15 protein-coding genes are annotated in these 17,067 nt (G+C 62.2%); 6 read left to right on the top strand and 9 right to left on the bottom strand.

Annotated features, from left to right (window positions below; genetic code table 11):
* Positions 1–97: 97 nt before the first annotated feature.
* Positions 98–859 carry an isocitrate lyase/PEP mutase family protein gene (locus tag H0E82_RS10465; RefSeq protein ID WP_180545578.1) on the top strand — a complete coding sequence of 254 codons (762 nt, stop codon included), beginning with the start codon at positions 98–100 and terminating at the stop codon, positions 857–859.
* A 532-nt stretch (positions 860–1,391) separates the two neighbouring features.
* Here the strand turns inward: H0E82_RS10465 and H0E82_RS10460 are convergent.
* A complete protein-coding gene (locus tag H0E82_RS10460) occupies positions 1,392–2,891 on the bottom strand; it encodes a hypothetical protein (RefSeq protein ID WP_180545395.1) in 1,500 nt (499 codons plus the stop codon).
* Positions 2,892–3,793: 902 nt separating this feature from the next.
* On the opposite strand from H0E82_RS10460, the gene H0E82_RS10455 reads away from it, so the two are divergent.
* The 4 genes from H0E82_RS10455 to H0E82_RS17090 all read left to right on the top strand — a co-directional run bounded on the left by H0E82_RS10455 (position 3,794) and on the right by H0E82_RS17090 (position 7,158).
* Positions 3,794–4,471, top strand: a complete 678-nt coding sequence (locus H0E82_RS10455; protein WP_180545577.1) for a transposase — start codon at positions 3,794–3,796, stop codon at positions 4,469–4,471.
* 197 nt (positions 4,472–4,668) lie between these two features.
* Positions 4,669–6,468 carry a sensor histidine kinase gene (locus tag H0E82_RS10450; protein ID WP_180545394.1) on the top strand — a complete coding sequence of 600 codons (1,800 nt, stop codon included), beginning with the start codon at positions 4,669–4,671 and terminating at the stop codon, positions 6,466–6,468.
* 9 nt (positions 6,469–6,477) lie between these two features.
* Entirely contained in the window at positions 6,478–6,876 is a 399-nt protein-coding gene (locus H0E82_RS10445) for a response regulator (RefSeq protein WP_180545393.1), read from the top strand.
* 15 nt (positions 6,877–6,891) lie between these two features.
* Complete coding sequence (locus H0E82_RS17090) at positions 6,892–7,158, top strand: IS1096 element passenger TnpR family protein (RefSeq protein ID WP_180545392.1); 267 nt, start codon at positions 6,892–6,894, stop codon at positions 7,156–7,158.
* 188 nt (positions 7,159–7,346) lie between these two features.
* Here the strand turns inward: H0E82_RS17090 and H0E82_RS10435 are convergent, their stop codons facing one another.
* Complete coding sequence (locus H0E82_RS10435; protein ID WP_180545576.1) at positions 7,347–8,153, bottom strand: alpha/beta fold hydrolase; 807 nt, start codon at positions 8,151–8,153, stop codon at positions 7,347–7,349.
* Between the two features lie 244 nt (positions 8,154–8,397).
* Positions 8,398–8,655 (bottom strand): hypothetical protein, encoded by a 258-nt coding sequence (locus H0E82_RS16820; protein ID WP_235974268.1) that lies wholly within the window; start codon positions 8,653–8,655, stop codon positions 8,398–8,400.
* Here H0E82_RS16820 and H0E82_RS10430 point away from each other — a divergent pair.
* Positions 8,620–9,168 (top strand): transposase, encoded by a 549-nt coding sequence (locus H0E82_RS10430; protein ID WP_328797008.1) that lies wholly within the window; start codon positions 8,620–8,622, stop codon positions 9,166–9,168. The genes H0E82_RS16820 and H0E82_RS10430 overlap by 36 nt on opposite strands.
* Positions 9,169–9,252: 84 nt before the next feature.
* Here the strand turns inward: H0E82_RS10430 and H0E82_RS10425 are convergent, their stop codons facing one another.
* The 6 genes from H0E82_RS10425 to H0E82_RS10400 all read right to left on the bottom strand — a co-directional run bounded on the left by H0E82_RS10425 (position 9,253) and on the right by H0E82_RS10400 (position 16,973).
* The gene (locus tag H0E82_RS10425; protein WP_180545391.1) at positions 9,253–9,585 is read right to left on the bottom strand and encodes a ribonuclease E inhibitor RraB; all 333 of its coding nucleotides are present in this window, start codon (positions 9,583–9,585) and stop codon (positions 9,253–9,255) included.
* A gap of 391 nt (positions 9,586–9,976) precedes the next feature.
* Positions 9,977–10,798, bottom strand: a complete 822-nt coding sequence (locus tag H0E82_RS10420; protein WP_180545390.1) for a hypothetical protein — start codon at positions 10,796–10,798, stop codon at positions 9,977–9,979.
* Between the two features lie 310 nt (positions 10,799–11,108).
* Positions 11,109–11,717: an SLATT domain-containing protein gene (locus H0E82_RS10415; RefSeq protein ID WP_180545389.1), complete on the bottom strand. Its 609-nt coding sequence runs from the start codon at positions 11,715–11,717 to the stop codon at positions 11,109–11,111.
* 166 nt (positions 11,718–11,883) lie between these two features.
* Positions 11,884–13,068, bottom strand: coding sequence for an RNA-directed DNA polymerase (locus H0E82_RS10410; RefSeq protein WP_180545388.1), 1,185 nt, complete (start codon positions 13,066–13,068; stop codon positions 11,884–11,886).
* Positions 13,058–13,288, bottom strand: a complete 231-nt coding sequence (locus tag H0E82_RS10405; protein ID WP_180545387.1) for a hypothetical protein — start codon at positions 13,286–13,288, stop codon at positions 13,058–13,060. The genes H0E82_RS10410 and H0E82_RS10405 overlap by 11 nt, the downstream gene beginning before the upstream one ends.
* Positions 13,289–13,313: 25 nt before the next feature.
* Positions 13,314–16,973, bottom strand: coding sequence for a methylmalonyl-CoA mutase family protein (locus H0E82_RS10400; protein WP_180545386.1), 3,660 nt, complete (start codon positions 16,971–16,973; stop codon positions 13,314–13,316).
* Positions 16,974–17,067: the final 94 nt, after the last annotated feature.

Genomic DNA, 17,067 nt, shown 5'->3' with positions numbered 1-17,067 from the left:
CCATGACCTCGCAGATCATGTCGGCATGACCCGCGCGTCATTGCGACACGGAAGGCACGGACGCAACCTGCGCCATCCCGACGCCAGGAGCCGCACCATGCATTCCCGAGCCGAACTCGCCCGCCGCCTCCACGCCCTGCACCACGGGCCGGCACCGCTGCTGCTCTTCAACGCCTGGGATGCAGGCAGCGCGAAGACCATCGCGAGCTGCGGCGCCGACGCGCTGGCCACCAGCAGCTGGGCGGTGGCCGCCGCACACGGGATGGATGACGGCGAACAGCTGCCGCTGGGCGTGAGCCTCGACGTGATCGCGCGGATCGCCGCGGTCAGCGACCTGCCGCTGACCGTCGACCTGGAACGCGGCTACGGCGACCCGGCGGCGACGGTCACGCGCGCAATCGACGCTGGCGCCGTTGGCTGCAACCTCGAAGACGGCCTGGCATCGGGACTGCGCCCGACGTCGGAGCAAGCCGGGCTGATCGGGCAGGCGCGTGCCGCCGCCGACGCCGCCGACTTGCCCTTTTTCATCAATGCCCGTACCGACCAGTTCCTGCAGCAACCGGCCGATACGCACAACGCAGACATGATCGAAGCGGTAGTGGCCCGCGCGCAGGCCTATGCCGCCGCCGGCGCCGACGGCCTGTTCGTACCCGGACTGGTCCAGCCCGCGCTGATCGAGATGCTCGTCGAGCGCTCCCCACTGCCTGTCAACATCATGGTGATGCCCGGATGCCCGCCGCTGGCGGAGCTCGCACGGCTCGGGGTCGCCCGCGTGAGCCATGGACCCGGGCCCTATCTCGGCGCCATGCGGGCCCTGTCGGCCGCGTTCGAGCAAGCGTGCGCGGCCGGGTCGGAATAGGTCGAAATCGGGTCAGGTTGGACTGCCCGGCGAACGGTGCCAAATTCACTTCTCTCCGAAGCGCAAGTGGCAAAACCAGACAAGTAAACCTGGCATCGTTAGAGTCCACGACTTCCACGACTTCCACGACTTCCACGACTTCCACGACTTCCGCGCGATGGCGGAAACCAAAGCACTGCGCTTCGCAGGCGCGCGACCCGCGCATCGTCCATCAGGACGGGATAAGTAAACCTGGTACCGTCAACTACGCTCCGGTTCGCCTTCAATGATCCGCAAAAATACCACTCTGATCTCTGCTCTTGTTCCTGACTGGCCTACGTATCCGCCTGCGCAGCGTCATCCTAGATAAGTGACCCTGGCACAGTTAGCTTTAGATAAGTGACTCTGGCACAGTTAGCTTTCGCTAGGGTCGCGACCACGTCCCCGCTGGCCTTAGCCGAGACCCATCGTTTCGCGGCAACCGCACCGCGTCTCACCCATCAGGACCAGTGAGCTCAGCACCCTTGTAGCGCTCTCTTTCTACGTCGCTCGCTCAACCTCTCTCAAAGCCACTTTGCTCGGACGCTTGAGGTTGGAGAGTCTGTCCTTCCGCCTGCCGGTTTGCCGTAAGCTCCGCGCCGCGCTGCGCGAACGCCATGCCCTCGTTCGAACGTGCGAATGCGTCCATCGCCCGACGGGTTCCTGCTCCGTCTCCCGCAATCGCAGCAGCCAGCATGTCGTTGAGAAACGGGTTTTCAAAGGTTGCAGCTTTTACGACCACCCGACGTTCTTCCGCAAACGTCGCCTCTCGGGTTCCGGCCTGAGTAGACGCATCTGCGCGCAGCGAGGGCATTCGCGGATCCACGCGCAGTAGCGTCGATCGCTGTCCATTCTCATTAATGGCCAGCTCTGTCGTGCCGTCTGTATTGCGCACGCGAGTGAGGTCCTGTGCGTGGAGGCTGCGCCATTGCCCGCCGATAAAGGCTTGACCCTCACCACTGCGGTTCCAGTGCACGAAATCGTTACCAGACACATAGAAGCCCGGCTGGCGACTACCGCCAGCTTGCCGCTCTGGATTGCCCTCCGCCAATGAAGCGCCCCGGTCGAGCGCCGTGATGAATCGAAGAGACTGCTCGGGTGTGAGGAACAGCGAGCGCACAGTGTCGTACTCAAAGCCCAGATTCGAGTTCGCCGCATTCAACCCACGCGCGGCGATCGGTCCTACCAAGGGATTCTCCAACACATTGGTCCATGCCGTCGCCAGCGGATTGTCAGGACCGGCGCTGCGCAGCGCGTTGAGCACGCTGATACCACGAAGGGTATTGTCCGCACCGCTCTCCAGGTAGTCCGGATTGCCGTTGCGCTGATTGGGCAGAAAGCCGTCGATCGCGGTTTTGACCTCGGCAGGTGACGTCAGCGTGCCCATCTCGATACGATCGAGCAGCCCAGGCCATCGCCCTTGCCCGGCTTGGTTCTGCAGCTTCATGAACATGCCAGCAAGTTTGGCTTGATCATGACCTGTGGCTTCCCGGTACAGATCCGTGCGCTGAAGCCGCTCCAATGCGGAGTCGCGGTTGCCAACGACCGCGTCAATTGCGGTCACCCGGTTGACGTGCTCGGTATCCAGGCCATGCACAAACGCGCGGCCGTCATCGGAGGCCAGGAAGCGGTTGATCGACGTGCGGTCGATGTCAATCGCATTCGTCGCGCGCATTTCCCGCCCGGTGCGCTGCAGGGATACAAGCGTCGCGTCGTACTGATTCGGGGCAAGCTCAAGTGCGGCCCGATCGGGCTGCATTGCTGCCCACCTCTGATAGCCATTCAGCAAGTCACGCGCGACCTCCGGATGCTGCCCCAGATCGATCTGTAATGTGCCGAACGAGTAGCCGCTATTCGCAACCGGCTCCATGCGCCCGCCGGCCCCGACGTTGCCGGCGAAGCTGAGACGATAGGCAACGTCGCGCCCACCGATGCTGCCCTCCGATGTAACGCCCACCGCAAAATAAGCAGCCGCTCGCAGCTCGTTTTCGGTAAGCGGGTTGGAATTCGTCACGACCACCTCCTTGTGAATGTCACGGGTCCGTCGCGAGGCACGTCTGCAACCACGGCTGGGCTTCCAACCTCGCAATATCTGCTCGAGCCGCAGTTGAAGCTACATAGTCGGCGAAACAGCTACCGCTCGCGCTTGCGATGTCGCTGAGCCTGCCATTGCAGAGTTCCAGCGGCCGATCAGTCGTCTGCCAGCCCTCTCCGCATTCGGTGTCGGTCTCCGAGCCCGGTCGACCGCAAACGCGAGTGCGCCGTGCCCGAGTTGCCGAGATGACGCGTGCGGCCAACCTGCCCTCGTATGCTTGGCCGGACGCCCAATACGACCATGTGCCGCAGATACGTTCGCCGCGCTGCACCAGCACATAGCGGCTGCACTCGTCGGGCGACGCCGCGCCCTCACAGGACGCCCAGGCGCCCCCGAACAATCCGTCGTCCGATGAAGGCGAAGTACCCGGCACAGACGACAGCCCTGTGTGCGCGCTGTCCACGCCGGTGCGTGCCACGTTCTCGCCGTGTCCGGCGCCTGGCCCAGCACACGCTGCGAGGCCAAAGAAGGCCACCAACACATACGCGCGCATCCACATGCTCCATCCGGTGGAATGCAGACACTACGCCGTGGTCTCTGCGGCGACAACCGGGGAAACGGGAGGAAGCAGGTCAGGGTTGCTCCCTTCAAGCGGGCTGCATTCCGTTTCCGCAGAAACTGAGAGCCTGGGGACGGAACGCCTTTCGCGCGGCGGTCGAAGCCAAAACGCAGCGCTTCGCGGGAACCTGCCCGGCGAATCGCCCCGCCAGCGGCAAACGGTGCCAGGTTCACTTCTCCGAAGGCCAAGCGGGGCTACGCGGACGCGGCCGCTCGCCAAACACTGATCGCTGCCAGCCTGAGGCCAGTCGATGCCTGTCGCCATGGGTCGCACGCCGAGATTCGATCTGCCAGGTATCCCGCAGCACATCGTGCAGCGCGGGAACAACCGCCTGCCATGCTACCTGGATGACCATGACCGGCTGGAGTATCTGCATCTGCTGCGGGAAGCATTGACCGCGACGGGCGTGCGGCTGCACGCCTACTTGCTGACGGACAACCACGTGCATCTGCTGGCGACGCCCACTGCCCCGGGCGATCTGAGCCGGATGATGCAGAAATTCGGCCGGCAGTACGCAGGCCTGTTCAACGCGCGGCACCGGCGCACCGGCACACTGTGGGAAGGCCGTTACAAAGCCTGTCTGGTCGGCGACGAGCGCTATCTGCTCACCTGCCAGCGCTACATCGAACTCAACCCCGTGCGCGCCCGCATCACCGACGATCCCCTGGCCTGGCGCTGGTCCAGCTGCGCCGCACATCTGGGACAGCGCGGCGGTTCGATGCTGACGCCCCACCCTGCCTGGCTCGCGCTCGATGCCGATCCTGTCAGGCGATCCCACATCTGGCGCGGCCTGCTGGACGAAGCAATGACCGAGGAACAGCTCGACGAGATCCGGACGTATCTGCAACAACAACGTGCCTGGGGCCGCGACGACTTCCGCGCGATGGTCGAAGCCAGAACCCGACGCTTCGCGGGCACACGCCAGCGCATCGACCGTTAAAGCGGGATAAGCGACCTGGAACCGTTAGCTTTACCCGGGGCAGTCCAATCTGCCCCCGTTTGCTCCGCACGCCGCGCCCGCCCCGCCGTCCTTCCGGTCGATCGCGTGACCATGCGAGGTGGGCGCGTGGGAAGAGGGCGAAATGAGGACTGTATAGACCGTATACACTGCGGCATTCGCCGCCGGGGCCCTCCGCCATGTCCGTGATCTTCCCGTCCCAGTTCGAGGCGAGTAACGAGCCCGCTGTCGGCCTTCGCGCGCTGTCGGAGGCCGACCAGGCGGTGCTCGACGCGATTCCCGCTGCGGTCTATGTCTGCGACGCCGATGGTGCGCTCGTGCGCTTCAACCGCGAGGCTGTCCGGCTGTGGGGGCGCGAGCCAAGGCTGGGCGACACCTGCGAGCGCTACTGCGGGGCGCAGCGCCTGTACCTGGTCGACGGTACTTCGCTACCGCACGACCGCACGCCGATGGCGCGGGCGGTGCACACGGGCGAGTCGTGCCATGGCGCCGAAGTGGTGGTCGAGCGCCCGGACGGTTCGCGCAGGACCCTCATGGTCGACATCGAGGCATTGCGCGACGGGAGCGGGCGCATTTCGGGCGCGGTCAACTGCTTCCGGGACATCACCGATTACAAGCGCGCGCACGAAGACAAGCAGCGCTATCAGCACGACCTGGAGGATTTCTTCGAGAACAGCGCGGTCGGCCTTCACCTGGTGGCGGGCGATGGCACCATCCTGCGCGCCAACCAGGCCGAGCTGGACATGCTCGGCTACACGCCAGAGGAATACATCGGCCGTCAGATCATCGATTTCCACGTCGACCGCGACGTGATCGACCAGATCCTGGAAGACCTGTTGGCCGGACGCAGCATCGAAAAACGCTTCGCGCGCCTCCGCGCCCGTGACGGCTCCATCCGGTACGTCCAGATCACCTCCAACGCGCGATACGCAGATGGCGATTTCGTCAACACCCGCTGCTTCACCGTCGACGTGACCGAGCAGCACGCCGCGCACGAGGCGCTGCGGCAGCGCGAACACCAGCTGCGGCAGATCCTCAATGCGCTGCCGGCGGCGATCTACATGACCGACAACGAAGGCAGGATCACCTTCTACAACGATGCGGCGGTGGAATTTTCCGGCCGCGAACCGACGCTGGGCAGCGACGAATGGTGCGTGAGCTGGCGCCTGTACACGGCCGATGGCGCGCCGTTGCCGCACGACGAGTGCCCGATGGCGGTGGCGGTTCGCGAGCAGCGCGAGATCCGCGGGATGGAAGCCATTGCAGAGCGGCCGGACGGCTCGCGCTTCCCGTTCATCCCGTACCCGACGCCGCTACGCGACGAACATGGCGCGATGGTGGGCGCGATCAATATGCTGGTCGACATCACCGACCGCAAACGCGCGGAGGAAGATCAGCAGACGTTGATCCACGAACTGAACCACAGGGTGAAGAACACCCTGGCCCTGGTACAGGCGCTCGCGCTGCAGACCTATCGCGGCTCGCCCGAACCGCACGAGTTCATCGACAAGTTCCAGGGCCGGATGCTTGCGCTGAGCAAGGCGCACGACCTGCTGACCCGCCGCAACTGGACCGGTCTGCCGATCAGCGAGCTGTGCGGGATCGAACTCGATGTGTACCAGGTGGCCGGGCGGGAACGGATCCGCCATGGCGGTCCCCAGGTCACGTTGTCTCCGCGGGTCGCGCTGGTCCTGTGCATGGTGCTGCACGAACTCGCGACCAATGCGATCAAGTACGGCGCCCTGTCGTGCGAGAACGGGCATGTCGCCCTGCAATGGTCAGTGGATAACGACGCGCCTGAAGCCCGGTTGCGCCTGTCCTGGCAGGAAACCGGTGGCAGCCCAGTGGTGAAGCCGACCACGGCCGGCTTTGGCACCCGTTTCATCGAACGCAGCGTCGCCAAAGACCTTGGCGGCCAGGTGGAATTGGCATTCGAGCCGGCCGGACTCCATTGCGCCATGCAGTTCCCACTCAGCTGAGGATTTCCGATGCCCTCGAACCAGGCCTTGCGCGTACTGATCGTCGAAGACGAAAGCCTGCTGGCGATGACGGTCGAAGACGCGCTGATCAGAGTCGGCTGGAGCGTCCCCGCCGCCGCAGCTTCGGTGCCTGAGGCACTGAGCGCCGTGGAGCGAGGCGGCTTCGACATCGCCCTGCTCGACATCAACCTCGGCGGACAGAAAGTGTTTCCGGTGGCCGACGCGCTGCTTGCGCGCGGCGTACCGCTGGTATTTGCAAGTGCCTATGGGGGCGAGGGCCTGCGCGAAGACCTGCGCCACCTTCCGATAATCGCGAAACCGTTCTCGCACAGCGAACTGGTGACAACGCTGCGCGAGGCGATGGAACGCGGCGCATTGCCCAGCCCGGAAGACGCAGAGGTAAGTTGACGCACCCCGGGCAGGGTGCTGCAGGCGCTGTCGACCATCGTTACGACTTCGGGACCACCGGCAATTTGGTTGACGCCGGCCGCGATCAGCGCCCGGGCTGCCGGGACGGCCTGGCCGCGTGACTTCGACGGCGACCGGAATGCGCCGCCGGCGGATTGCGGAGGCATGGCCGGCCTCGATCACCTCCTCGACGCCCTGGCCGACCCCGCCGACCCAAGCCCTCGGACATGTTCGAATGGGTGCACGACTACGTGCAGAAGGGTGCCAGGTTCACTTTTCTGACACACCCGTCCAGCAAACCGTCCCTCAAAGCGGGATAAGGGAATCTGGCACCGTTATTCCCGGGAGAAGTGAATTTGGCACCGTTATTCCGCAAGGCGAAAACAAACGCTTCGCAGGAACTCGCGAAGCCCAACGGCCGAGGAAGGGATAACTGAACCTGACCTGGTATTTGCCACCGTCACCCGCCATCACTGCGCCACGCTCACCACCTCGCGGATCGCCGCGACGACCGCCTCCGGGTCCTCGCGGTGCAGGTTGTGCCCCGTGGCGAAGTAGCGATGCGTGCCCTGCGAGAAGCCCGCGAACAGCGCCGCATGCTGCACCTTCCACAGCGCCTTGCCCCTGGCGGTCTCCTCGAACACGAACGGCTCGGCGGCGACCTGGGTCGTGGTCAGCAGCGCGACCGGCACGTCCGGCATGGCATGCGGCGCCGCCGCGGCGGGCGCATCGAGCTGTGCGACGAGCGTGCGGTACTCCGCACCGAGCGCGGGCGGCAGCATCGCGAGCAGCGCCGTGTCGTCGGCCTGCACGCGGGCGGCATCGGCCTGCCGAAATGCATGCCGCTGGCCCATGGTTGCCGGGTCGACCAGCACCAGGCCCTGCACGCGCTCGGGATAGCGGCGTGCGAACTCGGTGACGAGCAGGCCTCCATAGGAATGGCCGACCACAACGATCTTCGTGTCAGGTGCCAGCGTGTCGACAACAGCCACCAGGTCGGCCACATGGGCGGCGATGCTCTTCTCGGTGCCATCGGCGCCCGAGGGCCCGATGCCAGCGCGTGAATAGGCGATGCAGCGGCAGTCGGCGCCTAGGCCCTCGATCACGGGCTTCCAGACGCCCGCGCCCTGGCCAAAGCCGGACTCGAAGACCACCGTCACCGGCCCTTGACCCTGCTGCTGCGCCTGCAGGACATATGACCCGCGGCTCACCGGCACGTCCACCGCATGTGCCGCCCCACCAGCCCACATCGCCGCCGCCAAGGCCCATGCCCCCATCACCCGCCATCCACTCGCCATGCTCTGCTCCCCGTTTGATTTCCGCGGCCCGATGCGGGCCGCAGCTGGAACCCCGTGACCGGCCTGGGGCCGCCACCCGCCGCCGCCCGACTCGGAGGTCGTGTGGGTAGTGTAGTGAAGTAGGACACCCAGCCTCCGTGCCAAAGGTCATGAGTGAAGGCTGGAGGAGAGCAATGCCGGCGGACGGTGCCGGCCAACGTTGCCAGGTTCACTTCTCCGAAGCTCAGGCGGGGCAACGCGGACGTAGCTGCTCGCCAAAGACTGATCGCTGCCAGCCCAACGCCAGTCGATCCTTGTCGGCATGGGTCGCATGCCGAGATTCGATTTGCCGGGTATCCCGCAGCACATCGTGCAGCGCGGGAACAACCGCCTGCCGTGATTTCTCGATGACCGCCACAGACTGGACTATCTCCATCTGCTGCGGGAAGCATTGACCACAACAGGCGTGCAGTTGCACGCCTGCGTTCTGATGGACAATCACGTGCATCTGCTGGCGACGCCTGCCGCGTGCGGCGACCTGAGCCGGATGATGCAGAAGTTGGGCCGGCAGTACGCAGGTCTGTTCAACGCACGGCATCAGCGCACCGGCACGCTGTGGGAAGGCCGATACAAAGCCTGCCTGATCGGCGACGAGCGCTACCTGCTGGCCTGCCAGCGCTATATCGAGCTCAACCCGGTGCGTGCCCGTATCACCGAGGATCCGCTGGCATACCGCTGGTCCAGCTGCGCTGCACATCTGGGACAGCGCAGCGGCTCGATGCTGGCGCCCCACCCCGCGTGGCTCGCGCTCGACGCTGATCCTGGGGAGCGATCCAGGATATGGCGCGACCTGTTGGACGAGGCACTCACGGAGGAACAACTCTCCGAGATCCGGGCGTACCTCCAACAACAACGCGCCTGGGGCCGGGACGCTTTCCGCGCGATGGTCGAAGCCAAGATCCGCTGCTTTGCGGGGACGCGACCTGCGCATCGCCCATCAAAGCGGGGTGAGTGAACCTGGCACCCTTACTTCCGTTATTCGCACTCACCCGATATCGGACAAGGTGGGCACGGACACCAGCGCGCCCAGCCGGTACGCTCAGGCAGCGACCACGTTCATGCCATCGTAGTCGGCGATCTCGAACTGCTCGGCGATGGCGTAAAGCGCTTCAACCCTCGCCTGCAGCGATTCCGGGGTGTGCTGCTCCAGCTTGTCCACCTGCAGGTAGAAGAACGGATCCTCTTCGTCGACCGGCTCGGTGACGCCGACCACCGTATAGCCCAGCGACTCCATGTGCTGCGCCACCGGAAGCAGCGCATCGCCATCTTCGTCGACGAAGAAGAACGACCAGCGGCAGAACTCGTCGATGCTCCAGTTCTTGCCCGCCTCGATGTTCTTCTGCCGCGTGTCGGAGAAGAACGCCTGTATCATTTCCACTGTAATCATGAAACAGGGCACCGCATGCTGGCGCCTGGATCTGGCGCAGGGCGAGTATCGGGCATCGGCTGCCGCCTGCCTACCGGGGACGTAACGGGTAACGGGGTCCACTTACGGGCTCGTAACCGGTTCAGGCTCACCGCCCCTGCAAGCCCGGCAAACGAGGCTGACTCGCGACCGCGCGGGTAAGTGAACCTGACCCCGTTAGCCCCTAGTTAAATGAACCTGACACCGATACTCCCGTGGGGCAGCGACCGCTTCAGAAAGGAGATCGAGGCGCTTACAGGACGCGCTCTTGAAGTGCGATCTGCAAGGCGACCGCGAGCGTCGCGGTCGTCAGTTGGAAATGGAACCTGACCCCTTTTTTCCTCACTATTCGCTTTTGTCAGCCGTTGCAACCGATAGAGTCAGGATCAATGGTGATATTCAGCTCATCTGGGCGGGGGGACGTCAGGTGGGCACCGACCAGGCTGGCAAGTGTTGCCAGTGCGTTGCCATCCTTATCGCACCACGTTGCGTCGGTTGTTCCTGTGATCATCTGCACCATTGTCCAACCAGTCCGATCTGAAACCGAGACGATCTCCTGGTGACTGTCACCATCCAACATCAGTTTTGCTCTTTCAGCAGGACCATAGTCGACAAGGAAGCGCTCGGTGTAGATGGATCTGGTCGTTCTTGTAGTCCCTACCGGAATGGATTCACTACCTCGATCGTCACAATCAATCGCACCAGGCACGTAGGACGGCTTGCATCGCACCCCGGTCGGACGTGTCCCGTATATGGTGCGATCGCTTTCGTACGATCTGGAGTCAGAGTTGCTATCGACCACAAACACATAGTCGAACTGCTCTCTGATCGAATCTATCAACGGCTCGACGCGACCGTGACCCGCAACTCGAAACTGCGCTAGCGGATACTTTCTCTGCATCGCGATATGAATTGCCTCAGCAATCGCATAGGTCCGAGGGTCTGGCGAGGATTCGCGGGTTGTTACAAGCATTCGCATAACTGCAGGATCGCTGGACGCGAGAATTTGAGCTTGATCGTAGTGCGCAATATTTCGCCGTCGAGTGATGCTCGCACCGAACTCACTCTCTTCCATGCTAGCCAGTGCATCGTAGTTCGGGTTGCTCCGAACGTCACCGGTCGTGCCGCATGATGCCAAGCTCACAGCAGCAAGCAGAGCCAAAATAGGGAAACGTGTCATATCAAGTGCTTTTAATGACGCCGCGAGACGTCGGGCAAGTAAACTGCAGATCTCGCATATATGAACGCGAGAAGGAGATCACAGCTGCGGCCAAGCCAGTCATTCAACTGGAGCGAGATGCTCGTGCCCCAAAGGGGTCTACTGTTCAACTAGGCCGCGGATATCGTGTATCCAAATACGCGCCCGCCCAACAGGGAGCCTCAGCAGTGCTGGCCTTCTCCCAGAAAAGTGAACCTGCACCGCTATGGTGCCGTTTGAGCTACGTCATCCTACATAAGTGAACCTGACCCCGTTATTCAACCTGACCCCGTTATTCCGCAGTTAGCAGCAGAAAGCCAGCTAACGCCGCGACCCAAAGAATTAGCATCCACCACCTTGAATGCAGGGTATAAAGCACGACCACCGCAACAGCAGCGATAGCGCTCATGTCAGGCCGTCCACCCATAGAGAACTCAGGACTTTTTCGATGCTGGGCCTTAAAGCGCAACAAATCAATTGGCTCGTGATTAATAGCGCAAGACTGCTTTAAGGCCTCGTACTCTCTTTGCAAATCCAAAATGTTCACAGCCCCGATATCACCCTTAATTAAAATCCCAACTTTCCTGCTAAAAGAGTTAAGGTCTTCGGCGTTCTTGTAGAGAACGTATGACTTTTTTCCGAAGTCTGCCGCACCGTCTATAAGGCTCACCACCAGAACGATAATCGCCAAAAACGCAGAGAATATTGCGAGCCCCCCTTCAGTCGAGGACAATGCATGACTCGTTGAGATAAGAGGAACGACCACACCCACGCCTGAAAGAAGCGCAACAGTGATCACAGAAAACTGAGATCGAGCGGAAATTCTGCGAACAGCGTTGTAACGCGCACCTGCAGTAATCCATGCTTGTGTTTGCATAGTTGAAAGCGCATCACCAGGCATAACGACCTCCAAAGACGTGTGGGCTGGCTCAGCATTTCCGTCGTAATCCTTTCCGCAAGGGACTGCCGAAAAGGTCCAAAAGGATGCCAAAAATCAGCACATATAATCACAACCGCTCGCAAGTGCGCGAGGTACGTAACGTAAGCCAGCCCACACCAAACCAAGCTTAGTATATTGTCTCTTCATCAGCAAGCATTTGCCCAATCTGATTATCTCGATAGGCCTCATACCTCCTGATTATTTCTTCCTCGGACAATTTTTCACCGGGCCCGACCCTTCCCCGGAAAGAAAGAAATCTGATCATCTCCGCGGGAGTTATTATCAAATCGTAGTTCCTTACGTAGCCGCCGTAAGGCCTGTGCCGCATCTCGAAGTAAGCCCTGCTGAATCTCTTAAGCTTCAATTCCGGAAACATATCGCCGAACGCCACGGAGACCATGCCTTTAACAGCGTGATCGATTCTATGCAGCGCGCTCAAATCATTAATCTCCGAAAAATATGCGACCCAGCCGTACTTGCGATCTCCGCTTATCGCCCCAGAAATTCTTTCGTTCAACTCCGCCATGAACACATCTCGATAAGACTCCCGAGTCAGATATGGTCGCCTCTCGAGCACACGACTTGAATTGTGCCTGTAATCTGACAGCTTTGCTGCGATGGAATGTAGCAGCCGCTCGATAGTAGACGACCTGACCGTTATTGACGGAAGTTGGAATATGTAACCGAGATATGAGAAAGAGCTTACAAGCGGCAAGTGATGACTTTTCTTGTCTCCCAACTTGTGGACAGAAAGAGAGCGAGCTCGAACGCGCGCTGCAAATGAGCGTTGTGCTTTTGCGGCGTCTTCCTTGGATCCGACAATCAATACGTCATCTACAAACCGATAGTATTTGACAGGCATCGCCTGCATTGCTTCGTCAACTTCGGCGAGATAGATCGAAGCCAGCGCGTTTGATATCGCCAGACCCTGAGCGACCCCGCTTGCGTCCAAGTACTTTTTCTTGTCCGCCGATCGATAGGTCAACGGAACTGTAGGCGTTTGAATGGCTCGATCTATCAGCCCCGCCGCCGGCGTGCCGCCAAGGCGTGAGTCAATAATCTTCTTAAGCCTAACTCTATTAATTGAATCGTAAAATTTCTTAATATCGCAACCAGCAGTCCAAGTTTCATTAAGCGAAACTGTTGCCAGATCGGAAACTATCTTTCTAACGTAAGGGCCAGCAAGTGGGCTACGGGATTCTCTTGGAAAAGCGATCCTTATTATTTTATTGAGTTGCGAGAGCACTATTCGATCGCGTATCGACGGTATAGAGATTCGTCTCGGAACACTCTTCGAATCTTTAATTTTCAATTTCTCTAGATACGGGGGTAAATCGATATCGACCAGATAAGCACTTCTCAGAAATATTGATTACTTCATCTTCAATCCGATCGACCATCGACCGACCATTTCGACGGTCAAGCCCTCTCGTTACCGAATCACGATGGCGGCGATTATATTCTTCCAGTAACTGGTCTGAACCAAAGAGAATTTCAAAGGCAACGTCAAGTTCCACTTTTGCAGAAATCATTATTTCTTCCTGAAATTATGACGCCCTACATATTCCTTCTGTACTCCCCACCCACGTCATACAACGCATGGCTGATCTGCCCCAGGCTATGCGTCTTCACCGCCTCCATCAGCGCTTCGAACACATTGCGCCGCTCCCGCGCCGCGTTCTGAAGATACGCTAGACCATGCCCGTCGTGGACCATCGGCGCCTGTTCGTCGGCATCGGCCTGATGCGCATGTGAGGTCTCGCCTTTCGGAGCCAGGGCATTGCGCCCCTGCTGCCAGGCGAGCACGTTCTCGATCTGCTGGCCCTTCTCTTCGTCGGTGCTGCGGATCAGTTCGATCTCGGTGGCGATCTCGCCGGCGTGTTCCTTGGGCAGGAACATGTTCACGCCCACCAGGGGCAACGAGCCGTCGTGCTTCTTGTGCTCGTAGTACATCGACTCTTCCTGGATCTTGCCGCGCTGGTACATGGTGTCCATGGCGCCCAGCACGCCGCCGCGCTCGCTGATGGCTTCGAACTCCTTGTAGACGGCCTCTTCCACGATATCGGTGAGGTAGTCGACGGCGAAGCTGCCCTGCCAGGGGTTCTCGATGAAGTTGAGCCCCATTTCCTTGTTGATGATCATCTGGATGGCGACGGCGCGGCGCACGCTTTCTTCCGTGGGCGTGGTGATGGCTTCGTCGTAGGCGTTGGTGTGCAGGCTGTTGCAGTTGTCGAACAGGGCGTAGAGCGCCTGCAAGGTGGTGCGGATGTCGTTGAACTGGATCTCCTGCGCGTGCAGGGACCGGCCGCTGGTCTGGATGTGGTACTTCATCATCTGGCTGCGTTCGTTGGCGCCGTAGCGCTCGCGCATGGCGCGGGCCCAGATGCGGCGGGCGACGCGGCCGATGACGGTGTACTCCGGGTCCATGCCGTTGGAGAAGAAGAACGACAGATTGGGCGCGAAATCGTCCACGCGCATGCCGCGCGCGAGGTAGTACTCGACGATGGTGAAACCGTTGCTCAGGGTGAAGGCGAGCTGGCTGATCGGGTTCGCGCCGGCTTCGGCGATGTGATAGCCGGAGATGCTGACCGAGTAGAAATTGCGGACCTTGCGGTCCACGAAGTACTGCTGGATGTCGCCCATCATCCGCAGCGCGAACTCGGTGCTGAAGATGCAGGTGTTCTGGGCCTGGTCTTCTTTGAGGATGTCGGCCTGCACGGTGCCGCGCACGGTGGCGAGGGTGCGTGCCTTGATCTCGGCGTAGGTGTCGGCGTCCACCATCTGGTCGCCGGAGACGCCCAGCAGGCCGAGGCCCAGTCCGTCGTTGGTCGGCGGCAGTTCGCCGTGGTAGCGCGGGCGCTCGCGCCCTTCGAAGAGTTTGGCGAGCTTGGCTTCGGCCTCGTTCCAGCGCGCGGCGTCTGCCTTGAGGTACTTCTCCACCTGCTGGTCGATGGCGCAGTTCATGAACATCGCCAGGATCATCGGCGCGGGGCCGTTAATCGTCATGGAGACGGACGTGGTGGGCGCACACAGGTCGAAGCCGGAATAGAGCTTCTTCATGTCGTCGAGCGTGGGGATGTTGACGCCCGAGTTGCCGATCTTGCCGTAGATGTCCGGGCGCGGCGCCGGGTCTTCGCCGTACAGGGTGACGCTGTCGAAGGCGGTGGACAGGCGCGCGGCCGGCTGGCCGACGGACAGGTAATGGAAGCGGCGGTTGGTGCGCTCGGGCGTGCCCTCGCCCGCGAACATGCGGATCGGGTCTTCGCCGGTGCGGCGGTACGGGTACACGCCGCCGGTGTAGGGATAGCTGCCCGGCAGGTTTTCCTTGCCGAGGAAGGTCAGCAGCTCGCCCCAGCTTTTGTAGGTGGGCGCGGCGATCTTGGGGATCTTCTGGTGGCTCAGCGAGTCGCGGTAGTTGTCGACCTTGATCGACTTGTCGCGCACCTGGTACTCGGTGAATTCGTCGGTGATGGATTTCAGGCGCTGCGGCCATTCGCGCAGGAGCTTGAGCGATTCGCTGCTGAGGGCCTGGATGGCGTCGTTGTAGCGCTGGCGCAGGGTGAGGAGGGAGCGGTCGACATTCGAAGGTGCTGAGACGCCGGCCTGTACGGGTTCGGCCGGCACGGCTGGGGACGGACTGTCGACCACGCTGGCAGGCGCGACGTCGCCTGCCCCGTTCACGGGCGCAGGACCGGACGCACGCTCGGGCGCGACGTCGTCGGAGTGATAGAGGTCCAGCGCCTTGGGCAGCCTGTCGTCGCCCAGTTCCTGCAGCGCCTGCCACATGGCCTGGGCGCGGTCGGCGGCTTCGGCCTGGCGCTCGATGTCGCTGTTGATGCGGCGGCCCTGCTCGGCGATCTCGGCCAGATAACGCACGCGCGCGCCGGGGATCAGCACGGTGGCGCGCGGTTCCTTGAGGGAGGTGTCGAGGTCGGGCTCGAAGCTGCACTTCCCCGCACTGCCGGCGCCGGTTTTCTCCCGCAGCAGGCGGCACAGGTTGGCGAACATCCAGCTCACGCCGGGGTCGTTGAACTGGCTGGCGATTGTCGGGTAGACCGGCACGTCTTCGTCCGCGGTCTGGAACGCGACGCGGTTGCGCTTCCACTGCTTGCGGATGTCGCGCAGCGCGTCCTCGGCGCCGCGCTTGTCGTACTTGTTGAGCACGATGAGCTCGGCGTAATCGATCATGTCGATCTTCTCGAGCTGGCTGGCCGCGCCGTAGTCGCTGGTCATCACATACATCGGAAAATCAACCAGATCGACGATCTCCGAATCCGACTGGCCGATACCTGCGGTCTCGACGATCACCAGGTCGTAGGCGAGGCTCTTGAGGAAGCCGATGCAGTCCTTGAGCACCGCATTGGTGGCGACGTTCTGGCGGCGCGTGGCCATCGAGCGCATATAGACGCGGTGGCTGCGCAGCGAGTTCATGCGGATGCGGTCGCCCAGCAGTGCGCCACCGCTGCGGCGACGCGTGGGATCCACCGAGATCACCGCGATGCGCATCTGCGGGAAGCTGGCGAGAAAGCGGTTGAGCAGTTCGTCGGTGACCGAGGACTTGCCCGCGCCGCCGGTGCCGGTGATGCCGATGACGGGCGTCTTGCCGCCGGCCAGCTGCCAGGTCTCGCGCAGCTTGGCGAGTTCGCTTTCGCCGATGCTGCCGTCTTCGAGCGCGGAGAGCACCCGGCCCAGGCCGATCTCGTCGTCGATGTCGGGCGCGTTGGCGGTCTCGTCGCGGACGGCGGCATCGCGCCCGGCCGCGGCGCGGGCGACGACGTCCTCGATCATCTCGACCAGGCCCATCTTCATGCCGTCGTTCGGGTGGTAGATGCGCTCCACGCCGTAGGCCTGCAGCTCGCGGATTTCCTCGGGCGTGATCGTGCCGCCGCCGCCGCCGAACACGCGGATGTGGCCGGCGCCGCGCTCTTTGAGCATGTCGACCATGTACTTGAAGTACTCGACATGGCCGCCCTGATAGCTCGACAGCGCGATGCCGTCGGCGTCTTCCTGCAGCGCCGCGCGCACCACGTCCTCGACGCTGCGGTTGTGGCCGAGGTGGATGACCTCGGCGCCCTGCGACTGGATGAGCCTGCGCATGATGTTGATGGCGGCGTCGTGCCCGTCGAACAGGCTGGCAGCGGTGACGAAGCGCAGCGGCGAGGCTTCGGGCCGGGCGGCAGTGGCGGGGGAATCGATGTGGCTGGCCGGCGTGCTCATGGCGCGCTCCTGCGGGGGAAAAAAGATGCGCCGATTGTAGCGGTCGGGCCCGGGCGGTTTCGGCTGAAAGTATGTTGCGGTGCGGCATCGACGC

Source organism: Luteimonas deserti (genome assembly GCF_013425765.1).
Classification (GTDB): domain Bacteria; phylum Pseudomonadota; class Gammaproteobacteria; order Xanthomonadales; family Xanthomonadaceae; genus Luteimonas; species Luteimonas deserti.
The sequence above is the reverse complement of the archived record's forward strand: the minus strand, read 5'-3'. Positions and strand labels throughout refer to the sequence as shown.

Coding starts and splice junctions, on each gene's coding strand:
- H0E82_RS10465 (WP_180545578.1), top strand. CDS start 98: ATGCATTCCCGAGCCGAACTCGCCCGCCGCCTCCACGCCCTGCACCAC.
- H0E82_RS10450 (WP_180545394.1), top strand. CDS start 4,669: ATGTCCGTGATCTTCCCGTCCCAGTTCGAGGCGAGTAACGAGCCCGCT.
- H0E82_RS10420 (WP_180545390.1), bottom strand. CDS start 10,798: ATGACACGTTTCCCTATTTTGGCTCTGCTTGCTGCTGTGAGCTTGGCA.
- H0E82_RS10425 (WP_180545391.1), bottom strand. CDS start 9,585: ATGATACAGGCGTTCTTCTCCGACACGCGGCAGAAGAACATCGAGGCG.
- H0E82_RS10435 (WP_180545576.1), bottom strand. CDS start 8,153: ATGGGGGCATGGGCCTTGGCGGCGGCGATGTGGGCTGGTGGGGCGGCA.
- H0E82_RS10415 (WP_180545389.1), bottom strand. CDS start 11,717: ATGCCTGGTGATGCGCTTTCAACTATGCAAACACAAGCATGGATTACT.
- H0E82_RS10400 (WP_180545386.1), bottom strand. CDS start 16,973: ATGAGCACGCCGGCCAGCCACATCGATTCCCCCGCCACTGCCGCCCGG.
- H0E82_RS10445 (WP_180545393.1), top strand. CDS start 6,478: ATGCCCTCGAACCAGGCCTTGCGCGTACTGATCGTCGAAGACGAAAGC.
- H0E82_RS10455 (WP_180545577.1), top strand. CDS start 3,794: ATGGGTCGCACGCCGAGATTCGATCTGCCAGGTATCCCGCAGCACATC.
- H0E82_RS10405 (WP_180545387.1), bottom strand. CDS start 13,288: ATGATTTCTGCAAAAGTGGAACTTGACGTTGCCTTTGAAATTCTCTTT.